The sequence below is a fragment of the Spirulina major PCC 6313 genome (assembly GCF_001890765.1).
Taxonomy (GTDB): domain Bacteria; phylum Cyanobacteriota; class Cyanobacteriia; order Cyanobacteriales; family Spirulinaceae; genus Spirulina; species Spirulina major.
Genome location: NZ_KV878783.1, coordinates 1,093,614 through 1,112,547, shown reverse-complemented (window position 1 = coordinate 1,112,547; position 18,934 = coordinate 1,093,614). Strand labels below are relative to the sequence as shown.

The 18,934-nt window shown below is 51.9% G+C and carries 16 protein-coding genes; 5 read left to right on the top strand and 11 right to left on the bottom strand.

What is annotated here, in order from left to right:
• Window positions 1–7: 7 nt before the first annotated feature.
• The 4 genes from SPI6313_RS04865 to SPI6313_RS04850 all read right to left on the bottom strand — a co-directional run bounded on the left by SPI6313_RS04865 (window position 8) and on the right by SPI6313_RS04850 (window position 3,587).
• Window positions 8–1,516 (bottom strand): DASH family cryptochrome, encoded by a 1,509-nt coding sequence (locus SPI6313_RS04865; RefSeq protein WP_072619990.1) that lies wholly within the window; start codon window positions 1,514–1,516, stop codon window positions 8–10.
• 15 nt (window positions 1,517–1,531) lie between these two features.
• A complete protein-coding gene (locus SPI6313_RS04860; RefSeq protein WP_217650504.1) occupies window positions 1,532–2,467 on the bottom strand; it encodes a bestrophin family protein in 936 nt (311 codons plus the stop codon).
• Between the two features lie 146 nt (window positions 2,468–2,613).
• Window positions 2,614–3,189, bottom strand: coding sequence for a GNAT family N-acetyltransferase (locus tag SPI6313_RS04855; protein WP_072619988.1), 576 nt, complete (start codon window positions 3,187–3,189; stop codon window positions 2,614–2,616).
• An 86-nt stretch (window positions 3,190–3,275) separates the two neighbouring features.
• Window positions 3,276–3,587 carry a DUF2973 domain-containing protein gene (locus SPI6313_RS04850; RefSeq protein ID WP_072619987.1) on the bottom strand — a complete coding sequence of 104 codons (312 nt, stop codon included), beginning with the start codon at window positions 3,585–3,587 and terminating at the stop codon, window positions 3,276–3,278.
• Between the two features lie 320 nt (window positions 3,588–3,907).
• On the opposite strand from SPI6313_RS04850, the gene SPI6313_RS04845 reads away from it, so the two are divergent.
• Both SPI6313_RS04845 and SPI6313_RS04835 read left to right on the top strand, forming a co-directional pair.
• Window positions 3,908–4,843, top strand: coding sequence for a diguanylate cyclase domain-containing protein (locus tag SPI6313_RS04845; protein WP_072619986.1), 936 nt, complete (start codon window positions 3,908–3,910; stop codon window positions 4,841–4,843).
• 534 nt (window positions 4,844–5,377) lie between these two features.
• Window positions 5,378–6,307 carry an NAD-dependent epimerase/dehydratase family protein gene (locus SPI6313_RS04835; protein ID WP_072619984.1) on the top strand — a complete coding sequence of 310 codons (930 nt, stop codon included), beginning with the start codon at window positions 5,378–5,380 and terminating at the stop codon, window positions 6,305–6,307.
• Between the two features lie 12 nt (window positions 6,308–6,319).
• Here SPI6313_RS04835 and SPI6313_RS04830 read toward each other — a convergent pair whose 3' ends face one another.
• The 4 genes from SPI6313_RS04830 to SPI6313_RS04815 form a co-directional block, all read right to left on the bottom strand.
• Window positions 6,320–7,156, bottom strand: coding sequence for a hypothetical protein (locus tag SPI6313_RS04830; RefSeq protein WP_072619983.1), 837 nt, complete (start codon window positions 7,154–7,156; stop codon window positions 6,320–6,322).
• A 17-nt stretch (window positions 7,157–7,173) separates the two neighbouring features.
• A complete protein-coding gene (locus SPI6313_RS04825) occupies window positions 7,174–9,291 on the bottom strand; it encodes a GlcNAc-transferase family protein (RefSeq protein WP_072619982.1) in 2,118 nt (705 codons plus the stop codon).
• A gap of 250 nt (window positions 9,292–9,541) precedes the next feature.
• Window positions 9,542–10,180: a hypothetical protein gene (locus SPI6313_RS23355; RefSeq protein WP_175551074.1), complete on the bottom strand. Its 639-nt coding sequence runs from the start codon at window positions 10,178–10,180 to the stop codon at window positions 9,542–9,544.
• 262 nt (window positions 10,181–10,442) lie between these two features.
• The gene (locus SPI6313_RS04815; protein WP_072619980.1) at window positions 10,443–10,772 is read right to left on the bottom strand and encodes a PqqD family protein; all 330 of its coding nucleotides are present in this window, start codon (window positions 10,770–10,772) and stop codon (window positions 10,443–10,445) included.
• A 224-nt stretch (window positions 10,773–10,996) separates the two neighbouring features.
• Here SPI6313_RS04815 and SPI6313_RS04810 point away from each other — a divergent pair, with 224 nt between their 5' ends.
• Window positions 10,997–12,340, top strand: coding sequence for a glycosyltransferase family 25 protein (locus SPI6313_RS04810; RefSeq protein WP_175551073.1), 1,344 nt, complete (start codon window positions 10,997–10,999; stop codon window positions 12,338–12,340).
• A 392-nt stretch (window positions 12,341–12,732) separates the two neighbouring features.
• On the opposite strand, the gene SPI6313_RS04805 is transcribed toward SPI6313_RS04810, so the two are convergent.
• Window positions 12,733–14,175 (bottom strand): aminotransferase class I/II-fold pyridoxal phosphate-dependent enzyme, encoded by a 1,443-nt coding sequence (locus SPI6313_RS04805; RefSeq protein ID WP_072619978.1) that lies wholly within the window; start codon window positions 14,173–14,175, stop codon window positions 12,733–12,735.
• Window positions 14,176–14,272: 97 nt separating this feature from the next.
• Here SPI6313_RS04805 and SPI6313_RS04800 point away from each other — a divergent pair, with 97 nt between their 5' ends.
• Window positions 14,273–15,025 (top strand): class I SAM-dependent methyltransferase, encoded by a 753-nt coding sequence (locus SPI6313_RS04800; RefSeq protein WP_072623000.1) that lies wholly within the window; start codon window positions 14,273–14,275, stop codon window positions 15,023–15,025.
• A gap of 168 nt (window positions 15,026–15,193) precedes the next feature.
• Here SPI6313_RS04800 and SPI6313_RS04795 read toward each other — a convergent pair whose 3' ends face one another.
• Window positions 15,194–15,892, bottom strand: coding sequence for a potassium channel family protein (locus SPI6313_RS04795; protein WP_072619977.1), 699 nt, complete (start codon window positions 15,890–15,892; stop codon window positions 15,194–15,196).
• An 83-nt stretch (window positions 15,893–15,975) separates the two neighbouring features.
• Window positions 15,976–16,791: a DUF3153 domain-containing protein gene (locus SPI6313_RS04790; RefSeq protein ID WP_072619976.1), complete on the bottom strand. Its 816-nt coding sequence runs from the start codon at window positions 16,789–16,791 to the stop codon at window positions 15,976–15,978.
• A 201-nt stretch (window positions 16,792–16,992) separates the two neighbouring features.
• On the opposite strand from SPI6313_RS04790, the gene SPI6313_RS24690 reads away from it, so the two are divergent.
• The coding region (locus SPI6313_RS24690; protein ID WP_175551072.1) for a two-partner secretion domain-containing protein at window positions 16,993–18,934 on the top strand (1,942 nt) is incomplete at its 3' end.

Genomic DNA, 18,934 nt, shown 5'->3' with positions numbered 1-18,934 from the left:
CAGACTGCTACTCGGATCGTGGCGGGCGTGATTTTTTGCGGCGAGGGGAGGCAGCGGCTTGACCCGTTGCCTCTTGATAGCGTTGTTCTTGCTGCCGAATCGACATGAAAAAATCCACCATCGGCCGCGGATAGTCTACCCCCAACTGCACCCCATACCGCCGTTGCTCTTCCGGGGTTAAACGCCATGGCTCATGGACGAGGTGAGGCGGCAGGGCAGCGAGTTCGGGTAGCCAATGTTTAACGTAGTCCCCTTGGGGGTCGTAGTCTTTGGACTGTTTGAGACTGTTGAAATAGCGGAAGCCACGGGCATCGTTACCCACTCCAGCGGTGTAGTTCCAGTTGCCGTAATTGCTGCACACATCGTAGTCAATCAGGAGAGATTCAAACCATTCTGCCCCCAGTCGCCAATCCAGCCCCAGGTTTTTGGTTAGGAAACTGGCGACGTTTTGCCGCCCGCGATTGGACATAAAGCCCGTGTGGGCCAGTTCGCGCAGATTGGCATCAATGAGGGGATACCCGGTTTCGCCCCGCCGCCATTGGTCAAATTGGGGCCAATCTACCGTCCAGGGGAGTTTGATTCCCCGCAGTCCTGTGACATGAAAGAGGCGATCGCCCCCATTCACCGCCCCATAGCGAAAATAATCCCGCCATAACAGTTCAAACATGAGCCAGTAGGTGGAATCATTTTGCACCCGTTCGGTTTCGTAGCGGCGGACTTCGGCGTAGATGTAGCGGGGAGAGAGGCAGCCGAGGGCGAGCCAGGGGGAAAATTTGGAAGAATAGTCCGGGCCGAGCATCCCGTTGCGGGTGTCTTTGTAGGTTTTGAGGCGATCGCTCTGCCAAAAATAAGCTTGTAACCGTGCGAATCCGGCGGTTTCGCCCCCCTGAAAGGCTAACACTCCCCGTGGATCAGGGGTGCGATCGCCCTCCAATCGTTCTAATTCTTGCGGCCATTCCCCCGAATCAATGGCAGGCAACGGCGGCAAGGCGGCAGGAGGGGGAAACGGGGGGCGAATCTGCCCGGCAGCTTCAACCCGTTGGCGAAATCGGGTGAACAGATCCGGCAGGTCTGGGAGGGAAAAGGGGAGATCCTCCGGGTGGGTGAGGGTTGCGCCCCAAACGAGACGCAGGGGAACGCCGAGGGATTGTAAGGCTGTGCTGAGGCGGTGTTCCACCTGGGTTTCTTCGGAGGTGGCTTCGGCGTGACCGTAGACGGCGGTGATCTTGAGGGTGCGCACGAGATCGGGAAGGATCACTTCTGGTTCGCCCCACCGGAGGATAAGATCGCTGCCGTGCGATCGCAAACTCTGCCGCAAATCCGCCACCGCTGCGGCTAAAAATTGCCTGCGCCATTGTCCCGTTTTCGGAAATCCAAAACGAGTCTGGCCAAACTGACGCGGATCGATGCAATAGACCGGGATGATTTGCCCACCCGTCTGCACCGCACGATGGAGCGGTTCATGGTCATGGAGGCGGAGATCATTGCGATACCACAGGAGAATACGGTCAGCCATGGGATTCAGTCTGCATTATTCGTCTAGGGTGGAGGGGGGCTTGTGCCACTGTTGGACGGAGGGGGAAAGGGTGATTAGGTCTTCAATATTCGCCGCCATGGTTTGGCAGATTTGATCGAGGGGGAGGTCATTGCGATCGTAGCCGAATGGGTTTTCAATTTCGATGCCAATTTCCTCAATCCCGAACACGGTAAAGGACACCAAGCCCACCACCACCGCCGTCCACCAGCGAAACTCATCCACCATTTGAAACGAAAGACCGAGACAGTAGATCAGCAATAATTGCTTGAGGTGGATCGAATAGGCGAGGGGGATGGGGGTTTTTAGAATGCGCTCGCAAGCTCCTAACACATCCACCATTGTATCGAGCAGTTTGAACATGGCCGCCAGTTGATAGGCGGTGATGCGATCGCGATCGTATTGTAATTGCAGATAGTCCCCAATCCAAAAGGCCACTTCCAGGGGGGGATTGTGCATGGTGGTGAGGCGATCGCACCGCTGCTGAGGCATCAATGGCGCAAGTTCATCACAGGCCATCGTTTCACTACGAAGATGGCGTTTCGTGGTCACGGCAAAGGCCACCAAAAGCCGCATCATCGCGATTTTTTGGGCCCGGTCTTGGGCGTTTTCGGCGGCGATCGCGACCCAAATCTGCCGCGCCAGGTTGCGCACCGTATTCACCAACGTCCCCCACTGCTTACGCCCCTCCCAAAACCGTTCGTAGGCGGTATTGGTGCGAAACACCAGCAGCAACCCCAGCACCAAACTCGGCACAATACTACTTTCGACCGGCAACGACACCGGCCAACCCTGCCGATGAACCATCGTCACCCCCAGGGCAAACCCACAACAAACCAAAATGCGCGGCAAAATCGCGGGGAGCACAGATGCTCGCAGTTGAAAGACAAACCGGAACCAATTGCGTTTTTCTTCAGGAATTGTGCGGGGCATGGGCATCACACCACAGGATCAACGTTCACCATATCCTAAGTCAGGCTCACGCGATTCACGGTGATATTCGCAAGGGAGATTTTTCCGGTCTTTTTTGTGATCAGGGTTGGATCACCGGATGTTTAAGCACCCCGATCCAACCTTGATCAACTATCCCAGGTGGCGGGTGGGGTGGCTTTGCCGATCACGATCGCTTCATAGTTATGGAGGTCGAGAAATTGCTCGGCGCGGAGTCGGCCCAATTCGATAAACCCTTGGCGTTGATGGAACTGGAGCGATCGCTGATTTTGAATCGGTTGCCAGACAACGATGGCAGAAAACAGGGTATTGGGAAACTGAATCGGGAGCGATTCATAGAGAGTGCGGGCCACCCCTCGCCCTGCCACGTCGGGGTGAACGGCCAAGATTTGAATATAGCGATGATTGTCGCGCTGGGTCTGGGCGGGGATGTGGGGATTAGTCCAGGTAATTTTATCTCGCAGGACGGGGTTAAGCAGGGAGAGGGCGATCATGACAAAACCGAGGATGCGATCGCCCTCATTTACTGCCACTAGATACCGTGTTCCCTTGCCCAAGGCTCCCTGTACTGCGTCTAAACTCGTTGGCTCCAGCAAAAAACCCCGATCAAAACGGTCACAGGCCCCACGAGCATTGCGATTGTGAATCTCCACTAAACAGGGCGCATCAGCCTCCGTAGCGAAGCGGACTTGATAAATTCCCATGCCGGTCTAATCCCGTTCATCATCGTACCCTTGCGCCAAACTGCGATCGCGCCCTTGCCATTGGCTGACCCCGCCGCAGATCCGCGTTAAGATTCTTCCGTCGGCTCTGGAGATGAACTGGGAGAGGCCTTATACAGGGCATCCAATTTTTCACGCGCATCGTCTACATTGATGGAACGCACCACAAGCAAGGGTTCATCAATGGGTTGACCATAGTCGTCTAACAGTTCAGGGTGGGGTGCTGAGACGGGGCGGCGTGCTCTGTTCGTTTGGGGTTGAGGGCCAGTCCGGACACGGCGATTAGATTCGATGTTTAAGGTAACCAAACTCCGAATCAAATTACTCACCGCGAAAAAAGCGATCACAGTAAAGACCAAAATGTAAAGTATCTGTAACATAAGCAGCATCCTCTAGTATCAAAATTCTAGCAGTTCTCATTCTTGAACAGGTTTAATGAAGACCATCAATGGACGTGATGGCGACGCTCAACGCTACCCCCTCAGGCTTCAGGGCAACCGTGGCCTGCCTATTACACGGATTATCACTCATCACGGATTGCGAGAATCGGTTATGAATTCGCCACTAACCCTCCACCACATTGTAACTGTTTGTTACGGTTCCTCACGGTACGTCTTTTGCTCGCCAGCGTCTCCATGGTGCGGACTGTTCTGTCCTCAAACTGTCGTTTTCTAGCAACCCTGTCGCCCTTGTTGACCCTATGCTGACCCCTGCGCCTGTTTTGTTCCTGATCACTGCTGATGCCAGCATTGCAGCGTGGTTTCAGCAATTCAGCCAAACCCAAAACTATCAACTGCACTGGTGCGCCTCGGTGGACGATATCCCGGCGATCGCTGCCGCCATCGCCACCCGCTTACCCGCCCTAATCCTCCTCGCGACGGAATTGCCAACCCTAGATAGTTATCATCTCTGTACCGTGCTGCCCCCTGCGATTCAAAATCGACCCTTGCCGGTGCTGTTTGTGGGAACCCCGACCCGACCGTGCGATCGCGAGCGGGTTTTTGCCGTGGGTGGGGCGGACTATTTAGAGTACCCATTTTATGAAGCAGAAGCGATCGCCCGTTTAACCCTCCAGTTACGCTTAATGACGATCGCGGTACTCACCGAGCCAAATGATGACAATGACGCAGATCTCGACCCGATCAAAACCCTGCCGAACAGCCAAACCATGACGCAATATCTCATTGAACAATGGGATCTGCTCACTCACCAGGCGTTGCCCTTAACCCTGTTGCTGTGCCAAATCAATGAATTCATGGCCTACGAAGAAAGTTATGGTTTTCGAGCGGGTCAACGCTGTTTTGGCCAAGTGGGGCAGCACCTCTATGCAACCCTAACCGATATCCATCATTTTCTCGCACGGTATCGAGAGGATCAATTCATGATCGCCTTACCCCAATGCCGCGCCGACGCTGCGATCGCGATCGCCCACACCATGACCCAACGCATCCAAGCCCTCCAGATCAACCATCCCCGCCAAGCCGCCACCCCAATCATCACAATCAGCATTGGCATTGCCAGCCTCATTCCCCGGCGCACCTTCTCCTATGAAGTCATGCTACGGGCAGTAGAAGCCGCCTTAAACGAAGCCCACAGCCAACCCCAAAAAGTCTGCCTCAAAGCCTTTCAAGACTAAGGCCAGCATCCCCTCAGCATTAATGCAATCGATGTCAGTTTGCTCTGCGTGATCGGATGTTTGAGATGGATCACCTCTCGAACCATGCCCAGACGCTTTTGAGGAAGTGAAGTAGCGATCATGACGGGGAAACAATCTGTATAAAATGCTAATAAGAAAATTATCCAGAGAATCTCCATATAAAATTCTTACCTCTCTTCTGTCAGAGTGGGTTCAAACGCTGATTCTTTCGTTGGCTGTGATCACGAGAATTCGTTGAAATTTCCCACAGTGATAGAAGAGAGTTACAGCCTTTACCTACAATACAAGGTACACTAAGCTAATCGCCATTTAAATTTCGAGGGCAATCCCCTTGCAGCAAGGACTTCAGGCTCATTGACATGCAGCTTAGACCCTGATCAGCTTACAAAGTGTTTGAACAACTGGTTTACCAAATGCTGTTCCTGTGCCTAGTTATTAAGGTAAAGGCTGTATATTGATTTCGATAATCTTTACAATAAAGGTACATAGTAAAAATACTTTATTGCTAATTTCATGCATGTTTTGATTATTGGTGGTGCTGGTTTTATTGGTTCCTATCTTGTTCGCCATCTAGAGCGTAGTCATCAAATCACTATTGTTGATAATCTGATTACAGGACACTTAGAAGGTTTACCACGATCGCTTCAGAATAATGTGATTACAGAGGATATTGTGAATGTAGTTTCTGAGACTTTCATAACCCCTATTGATGCGATTATTCACCTTGCTGCAATTCCGTCTGTACATCATTCTTGGCAAAATATTATCTCAATTCATCATCACAATCTTTCGACGACGGTTAAAGTGATTGAGCTTTGTCAAAAACTTTCGATTTCCAAAGTGATTTTTGCAAGTTCGGCCGCTGTGTACGGTGCTCGCGATGGAAATGATGCGATCGCAGAATCTACACCCTGTATTCCCACATCTCCCTATGGATTACAAAAGCTCGCCAGTGAACAATACTTGCAACTGTTTGCTCCTCGTTTAAAACTTCAAGTGATCGCCTTGCGTTTATTTAATGTGTATGGAAACAAGCAGCAAGTCAATTCAAAATATAGTGATGTTGTTTCTATTTTTAAGCAAGTTATGGAGCAAAACAAGCCCATTATGATCTATGGTGATGGTTCCCAACAACGAGACTTTATCTATGTGCAAGATGTAGCGATCGCATTCAGCCAAGCCTTAACGGTATCTCTCGATCATGGCAGCTTTGAAGCGATCAACTTGGGTACGGGACAGTCATCTTCTCTACTGGACTTAATTACAGGTTTACGATGTAACTTTCCTCAATGGCACGGCAAAATTCAATATTACCCAATTCGTTCTGGTGATATTCATCATTCGCTCGCAAATACAACCAAAGCAGAACAGCTTCTGAACATTAGACCACAATTTTCACTGGAGAGTGGATTGGCTCAGTTGGGAGTTGATTCTAGAAGCTAATTTTATGCAAGTTCAAGGATCGAGAGACCAATTACGTTGAGAAAGATGTTCTAGTTGAGAGCAAGCTGCCGTGCGATCGCTATACACCAATTCAAAATGATGAATATGTTGGATCAGCTTCACTAAAAAAGGCATGGCTTGAGTTTTATGATCTGGAAAATTAATACAGTTTTGCAGTAAGAATGTGATACTTTGTCCCGGAGAGCAAGAATGAATTTTCGTTTCAGAGTCTGGTTGATAATGGGGAAAGATAATTGCTTGAACAGGATGGGGGCGATCGCTGATCTGTTGGGGCGTGAACGAAACAGCCTGTTTTTTGACCTGGGTGAGTTGATGAGCACTCAACAACGTTGAAATCTCGCCACGAGGGCGAGGCGTTTGCGGTACAGGATAAATCTGTTGTGTGTAAAAATCGAGGGGAACCACATCATCACTACAATATTGCCAACCCTGTTGAGTTAGAAAAGTTGTCAATGTGCTTTTACCACCCCCAGCGGTAGCCGGAAAGAGGACTGCACCGTTGGGATTTGCCACAGCTCCAGCATGAAACCAAAGCCATTGAGTATTCGCCTGAATCAACGCGGTCATGACATGATACTTAAGCTGAATGAAACAGTGCGCACGATCATGAATAATCTCTAGGATTTGATCAGTATCCTGATCAATAACGTGATAATCCTGACCCTTCCGAACGATTGAAAATTGAGCAATAATTTGCTGCTCATCGTCGGCTAACATCGCCGCAAATCCTTCGGTAATGAGTGCAGCAATTTCCGATAAGTCTGTCTTTAGATAAACCTGTTTAGCCTGGAGAGTGATCCAAAACGAAAACACCATTGTTTGAGCCATCTTTGCAGGTCACAGGGTTATGGAGTTGACTCGGCTTGCTTCAAACGTTGGACGCGGGAAAAGGCAAACCGATAGGCTAGGCGTACCGGGCGAATGAAGAGGTATAGAAACTTCAAGGCGTTGGGTAAGTTTAGGAGAGTGCGATCGCGGCTTGTCGGGGATAGAATTCGTAACAAAATATAACGTCTTCGATCGTGCCAGCGTTCTCGAACTCCTAAATCGAGTCGAAATGAGTCAATAATCGCAGCTAAACCTTGAGGTAATTTATTGAGTGGAACTAACAGTTGATTATGTAAATAATTGCAGCACCAATCTAGCTGTGAGTCCTGCGACATTGATGCTGTGAGTATTTCAGGAAGTTCAATCTCAAGAACCCTCTGCGCTAATTTAAACCCAACATATAGCGTCCGCTGAATACCTAATTTCTGTGCTGTTTTTAAGATGTAGTCCCAATCTAAATCAGGAGTAGATCGCAAGATTTCGGCTAAATCACGTAACCAGATTAACCGCCGCCACCGATCTTTTAAGCCATGAATACTTAACATCAAAATCATGTCTTCTGGGGACGGTATCATGATGATTTGATCTTGAATTTTAACCGATTGAGCCTGTTCCCAAAGGGTATCGAAGGTCAAATCAAATGCATAGAATTTAGGGACTGGATAGCGATGTAGATCAAGCGTGATTTTGCCATTACTCAGAACAAAATCCCAGGCATGGTCAGAACTGGGGGTGAGGGCTTGGTAGTGATGTTCGGTGAGAATAGTTTGAGCGAGCATAAATTGCTCAGGATCAACAAGAATGTCTAGATCACAAAATTGCCGCCGCACAATATCACCATAGGCAGCGATCGCTAATGTTACGCCTTTATAGGGTAATGCTCGAATATTATGAGCTTGGAACAGCCCTAAAATTGTTAAAAGTTCTTGTTGATATTGCAGATTATGAATAACATTGGCGTGATATTCATGATTAAGATCACGCTTTGCTTGCCAATACAAATCAATCGTGTTGTGTTGAATGAGGTTCTGAAATAAAAGGGGAATAATGCCCTGTTCTGTGGCGACTCGCAGGACGTAATCCCAGTCTAGGTGATTCTGAGCTAAATCTAGCAGCTTGGTGGTTTGAAGCTCAGAATGGTTGGGTTGACTACAGAGCATGAGCAGCTCATTTTCGCGAGTGCGATCGCGCTCTGACGATGATGATTTTTCTGCAACATCTTCGGTATCTGCCACCACCCCATTGATCGTTCTTTTCTTGAAATTGACATTAACTCGCGCCTCAAACTCAGCAAGCGATCGCTGCTTGCCTAACCCGTAGCAGCCAAAATCACGGGTGCTCGGTTCCATCCCCAAAAGTTGCTTAGTATAGGTGGCAGTACGACATTGTCGCTGCCACCAACTACGGTTATCATCCCAATTCCCAATTCGGTTTTTTCCTGCACCATAAAAATGCCAACAGACCACTTTATGAGGATGGTAAACATCCCAACCATGAGTCCATAAACGCACCGCATAGGGAATTTCATCGGTGAAATAAATGTTGGGATCTTGGGGGACTTCTTGAATAACCTGAGCTGAGGAAAAACTAAATCCTCCGGCAATAAATGAACCGGGTTGGGGGGCATCACAATCACTTAAGTCCCCATAAGCCTGGGGGCGGAGATCCCACTGATCAATAAAATAGGTGACCCGCATACGAGCGGGGGTATGGCTGACCAGGTCTCGCGGGGGAACATAAGCCGGTGGATATGAGCTTAATACAGGTTTTTCGCTGGGACATTGGGCCAACATCGTGATTAAGGTCTCATCCCAGCGGGGGGCGAAGCGCATGTGAGCATCAATTTGCAGGGTGTAGGCTTCACCGTCCCAGAGGTTTTGGGCTTTGTTGCGTGCCCAGCCAAGGCCTTGAGCTTGTTTGGCGGGAATGGCGGTAATGCGACAGTTGGGGATGTCTTGTAATAAATCAATCAGGTGTAGTTCAGTATCGGCGTATTGCCAACAAATCCCAAAGTGAATCCGCTCCGGTTGGGCGGCTTGGGCGATCGCGTCTCGCACCGTTGGCACAAGTTCTAGATCACGATAAGCCGCAATTTGGACAAAAATAGAGTCACTGAGTGAGGTTGATGGTTGCATAAAAAATAACGCTTAAACATCTCGAAAATCGCCAAAACAACATGAGAGCGTTCGATATCTGAGACTTCAGCTTCACTCAGTTCAAGACTTTAAAAAAGGTAGTGGTACAAGATGGAGTGAAAAGATAACGAACAATCAAGGCGTTGAACCCCTAGATTTCACTACATGAAACCACTACCCAAGCAAGAGAGATGCCAGGCAGATAAGAATTAACCTAGGGATCTTATGGAGGGGGGGAGGTTGGTCGTGGTCATGTTATCGTCACAGCCGTCGTCGTCACAGCCGTCGTCGTTGCAGCCGTCGTCGTTGCAGCCGTCGTCGTCACAGCCGTCGTCGTTGCAGCCGTCGTCGTTGCAGCCGTTGTCGTTGTTGTGGTTGTCGATTGACCCGAAACCTGCGCTTGGGCGTGTTGGCTTAACCCCACCACCGTTACCACCGGAATCGCCCACCCAGCCGTCAGCAATGCGCGTCGCTTCAGCCGATACTGTTCCTCCGCCTGCTGCCCTCGAACCAATTGAGCGAGCCAGCGCGTACCCGATGCTGCGCCCAACCCTTGCAATGCCCACTCGTGAATCTCTTCACCGAGATCATGGGTATAGAGCAGCGCAATCTCAGGGGTTGCATAGGTTCTCAGCGTCCCTCCTTGGCGTTCGGTGACGAGCATTCCCACAATCCCTGTGATCGACTCTTGTCGAGGAGCATAGATGGCTTCCGCACGAGATTCCATCACCATACTGCCCAACACTTTTTGGACAGGGACGGAACCCACCCAAGCTAGGGGGCGTTGGGTGGCGGGGCGTTTAGCCGCTTTCCACAGATCCGTAAGGCTGACTAACCTAGTTTCTGCTTGCTGGTCAATGGAGTGACCTTGATAATTTAAAATTGCCATGGATATGCATATTCTGTACTTTGACCTCTTATCGCAAGCCTAAAGAAGCTCTAGACAGGCAAGGAGCTTAAGCCCCTTGTTGATCAGGACTGAGTGCTTCGCAAATCAAATAGGCTTGCTATAGTTCTCAACTATATCATTGATTTTTGGTGTTGGATAGTCTCATTTAATTCTTTTTTCATCGCCATTATTAAGCCCAAGAGATAATGTATATTTGCATACCCTAAAAAGTAATCGAAAATTATGTGAAGAAAGAAAATTTTTATTGTGCTTGAGTGGAAAGCTCTAATAGTCCAACTTGCTGAAGTCGGGTTACTGTTGTAATGACATCCGAGGCAATTTCTTCGGGATTTAAGCCATGACTCTGAGCCAGAGAAGCGATAATCTCAGTAATGCTAGATTGACCATTACATAAATTCCAGATCACTTGCGCTGAGGCATTGAGGGTCACACTCACTTCTAACTCTAAGGAATAGATGAGGAGTTCATTTGCAATGCTGTGAACCTCAAGCCCAGGAATGTGGTTGGGTTTGGTCTGAGCGTAGAAACTCGGTAACTCAGTCGGAGAAATAGAGTTGAATTTACCTGACATTGACTGTGTTGATTCGCTAAAGAATATCAATAAAAATGGTAAGCTATTTCAAGATTTTTTTATGAACATTAAGCTTACTCATGATGATGAAGACTAAAAATTCTAGTTCACATCCGCTTACGATTGGAATTATTAGCCTGGCAGATCTTACCCTGATCGATTGGACTCTTCAAACATTCAAGTTTTACCATCCTGATGTTTTAGACTCTGTAGAGTTTATTGTGGTGGCGGGAACATCTAATGGACAGGGTCAGGCGCAGCTACCTCCGGGTAATGCTTACGGTACACCATTAACTCGATTTTTCTGTGATTATGATCACACGAGTCAAGCTGTCTTAATCCAGCGGTTGATGCAAGAGGCCAACACACCTTATGTTTTGTGTCTGGAGGCGGGGGTGTTAATCCGTCCCGGCGCAATCCAGCAGCTTTTACGCCATTGCCAAACGGAGTCAACATCACTGGATTTGTGGCAGGGGCCAATCTTAACGGAGACTTTAGCTGTTGAATCGACTCATTTAGAACCGCAATGGTCGCAGGGACGTTTTGGGGTGTCGGGTTGTGATGAACGGGGTCAGGATATTGCGGGGGAGCCTTTTGCGATCGCGATGCAAGATCTAGGCTTATTCGCCTGTCATCGTGAGGCTTGGCCGGGTCTGAATCCGCGTTTTTTGGGTGACGGGGGATTGATTGGCTATTTACAAGAAAAGTATCGCCGTCAAGGGGGCGTGGTGAAGTGTCTACCGTTCTTGGGGTGGTCGCGTTTGAGGGTTTGTCCGTCGCCGCATCCGAACCCGTTGGGGTGGTTGCCCTGGGAAGAGACAATCCGGAATCATGCGATCGCCTTTCACGAATTAGGGTGGTCACTTGAGCCAATGTTTGAGCATGGAGCGCATTATTTTGGTCACCGTGCTTTTGCGACAGTCAAGCAACAGATCAGCACCGAACTGGAAAATCCATTTTTCTATTTTGATGCGATTTATTGCATTAACTTAGATCGACAGCCTGAGCGGTGGGAGATTATGGAACAACGCTTTTATAAACTTGGAATTTTACACCGAGTGCATCGTTTTTCTGCGATTGAAACCCCTGAATCTCATCATATTGGCTGTACATTATCCCATCGAACGATTGTTGAACGTGCTCAACAATTAGGTCTTGATAATGTGCTTGTCTTTGAAGATGATGCACTTTTTTTAGATACTATTCTTGAGGATGTATCACGTTGTGTTGAAGAGTTAAAGCGGATAGATTGGCAGATTTTTCAAATGGGGGGGCATCGGTGGGGGAATCAATTTCCCCTCGCACCGAACTGCCAAGCCCTGGAACATCCTTGCTGTGCCATGACCTCTGCCCACGCTCTGGCGTACCATGTTTCGGTGTTTGACAAAATCCTGCGGGATATTCCACCGGATATTGCGGGGGTGGCGGTGTGGAATCAGACGAACTATGCGATTGATCAATATATTCGTGCCTTTGCCGGACGCTATGCCACTCGTCCAGTGTTGTCGAGTCAGCCGATTTTGCTATCTCAAGAAGATCCGGCATTGCGCGATCGCTTTACCCTCTGATGCACCCGTGATTCTCCCCACCCCTCGACAAATCCCCCCATAATAAGAAACCGTACTCAACCGAATAATACTTTTGACGATGCAGATTAAAACCCTTGACATCTCACCCCCTGATTGACTGACAAAAGTGGGATAGGAGAGGGCGAAAGATTTGACGAGAAGGGGGATGTAGCGATTGAGGAAAAGGGTGAGAGACAGCCCTTTAGAATTGAGTCAAGCTAATCTCCATTTGAATTTCTAGGGTGATCCCCTTAGAGCAAGGGCTTCAGGCTCATTGACATGCAGTTTAGATGCTGATCAGCTTACCAGACAAAACCCTAAAAAGCTGCGAAAAACTCCCGCCTCCATGGGGAGTCATTAGCAACCACACATCTCGCGCCATCTCAACCCTTTTAAATAATCACCTGAAGCGTTTCCAAGGTCGGATCATTGAGGCCTGTTAATTGCCCGCCGAGGGTTTTGATCTGGTGCAGTGTTGCGATCGCAGCCTCGGTCACTGTTTCCCCTGGCATTAACACGGGAATCCCCGGCGGATAGGGGCAAATCAACTCGCCGCAGGGTTGACCGATGGCGGTGGCGATCGCGACGGATGCCGTGGGGGCAAAACTGGCAGCGCGGGGGGACAGAAGGATCGGCGGTAACGGTGGGGTGAGGGTCGGCAACGGGGGCAACGGTTCGCGGGGCGAAAGTTGCGCCATGGCCGCAACGAGGCAATCCACATCGGCAACGGTGTTGCCGAGGCTGAGGATAAAGGTGAGATGGCGGGCGAGGGGGAGTTCTGCCGTCACGCCTTGGGTGGTGTGGAGCCACTCATCAACGGCGAACCCGTCCCAACCGAGGCGATCCACAAACAGCGTTAACCGGGTGCGATCGCCCTGCCAAAACCCCGGCAGGGCAGGATCAGGCATAGTTAAAACGTCCAAATGGGGGATGGGCGCGAGATGGGCATGGGCGCGATCGCTGAGGGCGAGGGTTTGGCCCATTAATTCGGTTCCCTGATCGGACATTTGGGCGCGGGCGGCATCGAGGGAGGCGAGGAGGAGATAGCTGGGGCTGGTGGTTTGGATGAGGGCGAGGGCACGATTGAGGCGAGTCCAGGGGATGCGATCGCCCTGGCCGTGGAGCATTGAGGCTTGGGTTAACGCCCCTAGGACTTTGTGGGTGGATTGCACCGTCAGATCTGCGCCCAAACTCAGGGCCGACGGCGGTAAATCGGGGTGAAAGCCAAAATGGGGGCCGTGGGCTTCATCGACGATCAGCGGTAGGCCGTGGGCATGGGTGAGGGATGCGATCGCCCCCAAATCCCCACAGACCCCCTGATAGGTCGGATACACCACCAACACCCCCCGCGCATCGGGATGATCTCGCAACGCCTGCGCCACGGCTTCCGGCGTGATCCCATAACTCAAATCCCGCGCTCCATCGTAGGGCGGATTGAGAAACACCGGCATCGCGCCGGATAAAATTAACCCCGAAATCACTGACCGATGCACCGTGCGCGGCAGGATAATTTTGTCGCCCTCTCCGCAAATTGCCAACATTGCTGCGATCAAGCCGCCACTCGACCCATTCACTAAAAACCACGTCCGCTCTGCCCCAAAGGTTGCCGCCGCGAGGTCCTGGGCTGCCTCAATTACCCCCGCTGGCGCAAACAAATTATCCAACTCCGGCAACTCTGGCAAGTCACAGGCCGCCGCCTGTTGCAACAGTGTTGCCATCGCTGCCGAAAAGCCCCGCCCTTGCTTATGCCCTGGTGCATAAAAAGGGGCGTGCTGCCGTTGTGCGGCGGCGATCAGTTGGGTTAACAGTGGTAAATCGGGGCTGGATCGGGTCATAATATAGCGTGAAAAAAAGGGGAGCGATCGCCTGTGATGGGCATAACGGGTGGCGATCCTATCCCTCTGCACCAGTCAAACCTTTGCAACAGAACCAATGGATGATTATACGTTGCTGATCGACTTCCATAAAGGCGGCGATCGTCAAGGGCCGGGTAGTGATGCCGCGACTGAAATGGCTCTCAATCTCGCCCAATTAGACCCCGCCGCACCGCTAAAAATTGCCGATTTGGGATGTGGAACCGGGGCTTCAACGCTGGTGTTAGCACAACGGTTAAATGCTCAGATTACGGCGGTGGATTTTCTGCCGGAATTTTTAGAGATCCTCAAACAGCACGCCCAGCAGCAAGGCATTGCCGAAAAAATCACAACCCTGGCCGCTTCGATGGATGATTTGCCTTTTGAGGATGAGCAATTTGATGTGATTTGGTCAGAAGGTGCGATCTACAATATTGGGTTTGCCCATGGGGTTAACCAGTGGCGACGTTATCTGAAACCGGGCGGTATTTTAGTCGCTTCTGAACTGACGTGGATCACGGCATCGCGCCCCCGTGAACTCCAAGACCATTGGAATACTGAATATCCTGAAGTGGACGTGGCATCGGCGAAAATGAGCATTTTAGAACAGCAGGGCTATGCTCCAATTGGATATTTCATCTTGCCGGAATCCTCCTGGTTAGAGACCTATTATCACCCGATGGAAGATCGCTTTGATGACTTTTTAACGCGACATAATCACAGCGAGGCGGCAGCAGCGATCGTTACCGCAGAACGGCACGAAATTAACCTGTATAAAACCTATCGAGACTACATCAGTTATGGGGTCTATGTTGCCCGTAAGATTGCGTAGCAATTAAATAATTAATCGATCTACTCCGCCGGGGATTCAAATCCCTGGCTCATCACGAAAGTAGGCGATCGCCCACTCAATCTGGACCCGTTTTAACGGGTTTTTGCTCTGAGCCCAGAACTTCAGTTCTGGGCGGTTTTGGCAATGACCAATCACCGGAATTTGTGGTTAAATGGGGAGTTTTTTTAGGTCTTTATTTGAGCCTAAAACGACCATCGCTGTCCCCTTGCGGAGGCGCACATTGGGGAGGGGATTGATCTCGAAGGTGTCATCATCTTCGGCGACGGCTAAGAGGGTGAGACCGTAATGGCCGCGCAGTTGGATTTCTGCGATCGTTTTGCCGTCGAATTCTTCGGGGACGAGGACTTCTACGATGCTGTGGTGGGGGTCAAGGTCGAAGCGATCGAGAATGGCGGGTTTGGTGAGGGTATAGGCGAGGCTGCACCCTGCTTCGTACTCTGGAAACACCACCTGATCGGCTCCCACCCGTTCGAGGAGTTTGCCGTGAATTTGGGAGGAGGCTTTGGCGACCACATGGGAAACGCCGCCTTCTTTAACATTGAGGGTGGTAATAATGCTTTCTTGGACATAGTTACCGATCGCTACGACCACCGTATCAAATTCATAAATCCCTGCCTCCTTTAGGGCCGTCGGTTCTGTGGAATCGAGACGCACCGTATGGGTGGCGATTTGTTCGTTAAGAGCAGAGGCGACTAATCTTTCGTCAATATCGGTGCCGAGGACTTCGTAGCCCATGCCATAGAGCGAAGCCGCCACCGCTCGCCCAAATCGCCCTAGGCCAATGACAGCAAATTGACGATTGTCTTTACGCAAACTCGACAGAAATTTCAACGACCGCAGGTTCATGATTCACGCAGAAGCAAGGCTTCCCATAACGTTAAACCAATTTTAGAGCGATGCTGACGCGATCGCGCCTCCACCCTCCCAAACTAATCCGCCACCGTCGGCGCTGGGGGTATTGCCGGGGTAAAAAAGCGCTGCTTTAGCCCACTGCCGGCCACCACGAGGGCGATGATAACCACCGTTCCTAAGCCAAGGAAACTCGGAACCCAAAACACGGCCTCGATGTAGTTCAGTTGACCCGGTTGCAGTTGCCAAATGGTTTGCGGGCCGAGGCGTTGCACCAGGCTATCCTCGGCGGCGATCGCTCGTGCTCCCCAGGGGGTCGTGAGGCTAAATTGCAAATTCAGCAGGGTATTGGCATTCAACAAAAACGCCGTCTCGCCATTCAAGCCGCCCAAACTGCGCAAATCCACTTCCAGCCGGAGGCGATCGCGCTCCACCAAGAGGAAATTACTTTGGGTAAAACCAAGACCCGCAGAGAGTTCGATAATATCTTGTGATGGGTCGGTGGCCAGTTGTTCAGGGGTCTGCTGGGTGGGGTTGAAAAACTGGTTAAACTTGCGGTGTAAGTCTGCACCGTTGCTGAAGGGAATCGTGATTTCCAGGTCGGTGTCAGAGTTGCGTTTGGCCTTGCCGTGGAGGGCTTTGGCTCGTTGCTCTAGGGTTTTGAGCCAGTCCTGTACTTCACGCTGGCTAAAGTTAGTGAGTTGTTCGCCGAGTTGAATATGTTGGGTAATCGTGCCCTGATATTGCCCCACCACGTTCACGCCCACGTCATAACGCACACATCCCGACAACAGGAGGCTACACAATAGCAAAAACAACAAATAATGTAGGCGCGATCGCACCTGACGCTTCACCCGTCGCCACTGCTGGAGCCAACTCCGTTTTCTTCTGGTCATTCCCCACCTCTCAAGCCGTTGCGGTCGTTTGTTATCTTGCTCAATTTAGACTATCCCCCCAGCATTTTGTCACGAACTGCGGAAAATTTCGCGATCGCTCCCCGTTCTAAGCGTTGCAATTTGGCCTATGCTGTGGGCAACGTTCCCAGACCATCCGAGGAACGTGAAATCAGGAATTGTCTATAACTGGAGATGCTAACGATGTTGCGTTGGTTGATGGCATTGGGATTGAGTGTTATCTTGTGCGATCGCGCCCTGCCCGCGCAGGCTCAATCGATCACCCCAGCCCCCGACGGCACGGGCACAGTGATTCACCACGACGGCCACACCTACCGCATCACCGGCGGCCAAGTCAGGGGCGCGAATCTCTTCCATAGTTTTCAAGACTTTGGCTTAAACCCGGCGGAAGTTGCCCAGTTTCTCACCCAGCCTGGTCTAGCGAATGTGTTGGGGCGTGTGGTGGGGGGGAATATTTCGGTGATTGAGGGGTTGATTCGGCTATCGGGAAGTGGGGCGAATCTGTACCTGATTAATCCGGCGGGTTGGGTGATGGGGGCGGGGGCGGGGTTGGATGTGCCGGGGAGTTTTTACCTGGCGACGAGCGATCGCCTCGACTTTGCCGAAGGGGTGTTTCATGCCTTCGGCACGAACGACTACACCACCCTCAGCGGTGAGCCGACAGGTTGGCAGTTTAACCCCGATAACCAGGGGTTTATCGTCAATGCGGCAACCTTAAACGTACCAGGCGAACTGGGGGCGATCGCCCCCCTGATCCTCAACACAGGCACGCTCACCGCTGCCCACGTCACCCTCGCCGCTCCCCGTCCCGGCGCATCCCTCCGCCTGACACGCCCCGGCTCCCTCCTCTCCCTCGAACTCGCCCACGTTACCCCTGCTGATCTCGCCACGCTACGCCCGGTGGATCTGCCAGCCCATCTAACGGGCCCGTGGGATGGGCTGACGCTGCGGGGTGGTGATGCGATCATTGGGGGGGCGATCGCGGCTCCGGGGGGTGCGGTGAATGTGTGGGGCGATCGCGTTGCTCTGCTCGGTGCTGAGTTGGACGTATCCGGGTCGCAACCCGGCACGATTCGGATCGGGGGCGATTTCAACGGTTCCGGCCACGGCTTCACCGCCCAACGCACCCATATCAACGCCACCAGCCGCCTCCAGGCCAACGGCCAAGGGGGCAGCGACGGCGGCACAGTGGCAATCTGGGCAGATCACGCGACCCATTTCGCCGGACACATTGCCGCCCAAGGCAGTCCCACCGGCGGCAACGGCGGCAACGTCGAAGTCTCCGGGGCGGACTATCTCGGCTTTCACGGCACGGTGAACACCCTCGCCCCCAACGGTGCAGCGGGCCTCCTCCGCCTCGATCCCATCGATATCGAAATCGTCGCCACGGGGGGCAACACCACGAATCCAACCCTCCTGTTTGCCGACGTTCCCGCCGTCTCCCGCCTGGATGCTGCCGTGATCAATGCCGCCACCAGCCCGATCCGCCTCGAAGCCACCCATGCGATCGCCTTCAACGCCCCCCTGACCTTCACCACCCCTGGCATCAGCCTCACTGCCCAGGCCCACAACGGCATTACCGTTAACGCTGACATCACCACCCGCAACGGTGCGATCGCCCTCCACGGCAACGCCGACAACACCGGCTCCGGCTCCGTCGTGATCAACCACGCCACTTTGAACACAGGCACAGGGGCGATCGCCCTCACCGGCACAGGCACAGCCAACGGCGGCAACGGCATCACCCTCAACCACAGCAGCCTCATCACCACAGGGGCGATCGCCCTCACCGGCATCGGCGGCCACGGCAGCCCCGGAACCGATCAAGGCAACGGCGCAACGGGTGGCAAAAATAACCAAGGCGGCGCGGCAGGTTTAGTCGGCGGCAACGGTGGCAACGGCGGTGCGGGAATTTTTATCAATGCCAGCGTGCTCGATGGGGGTGCGATCGCTCTCACCGGAACCGGCGGCAACGGCGGCAACGGCGGCAACGGCGGCGGTGGATCAGGCGGCGGCAGCAACGTCAGCAGCAACATCCCTATCGGCGGCTTGGGCGGCAATGCGGGCGGTGCAGGCGGCAACGGTGTCGGCGGCAGCAATGCCAATCCGGGTGGGGGCGGCACGG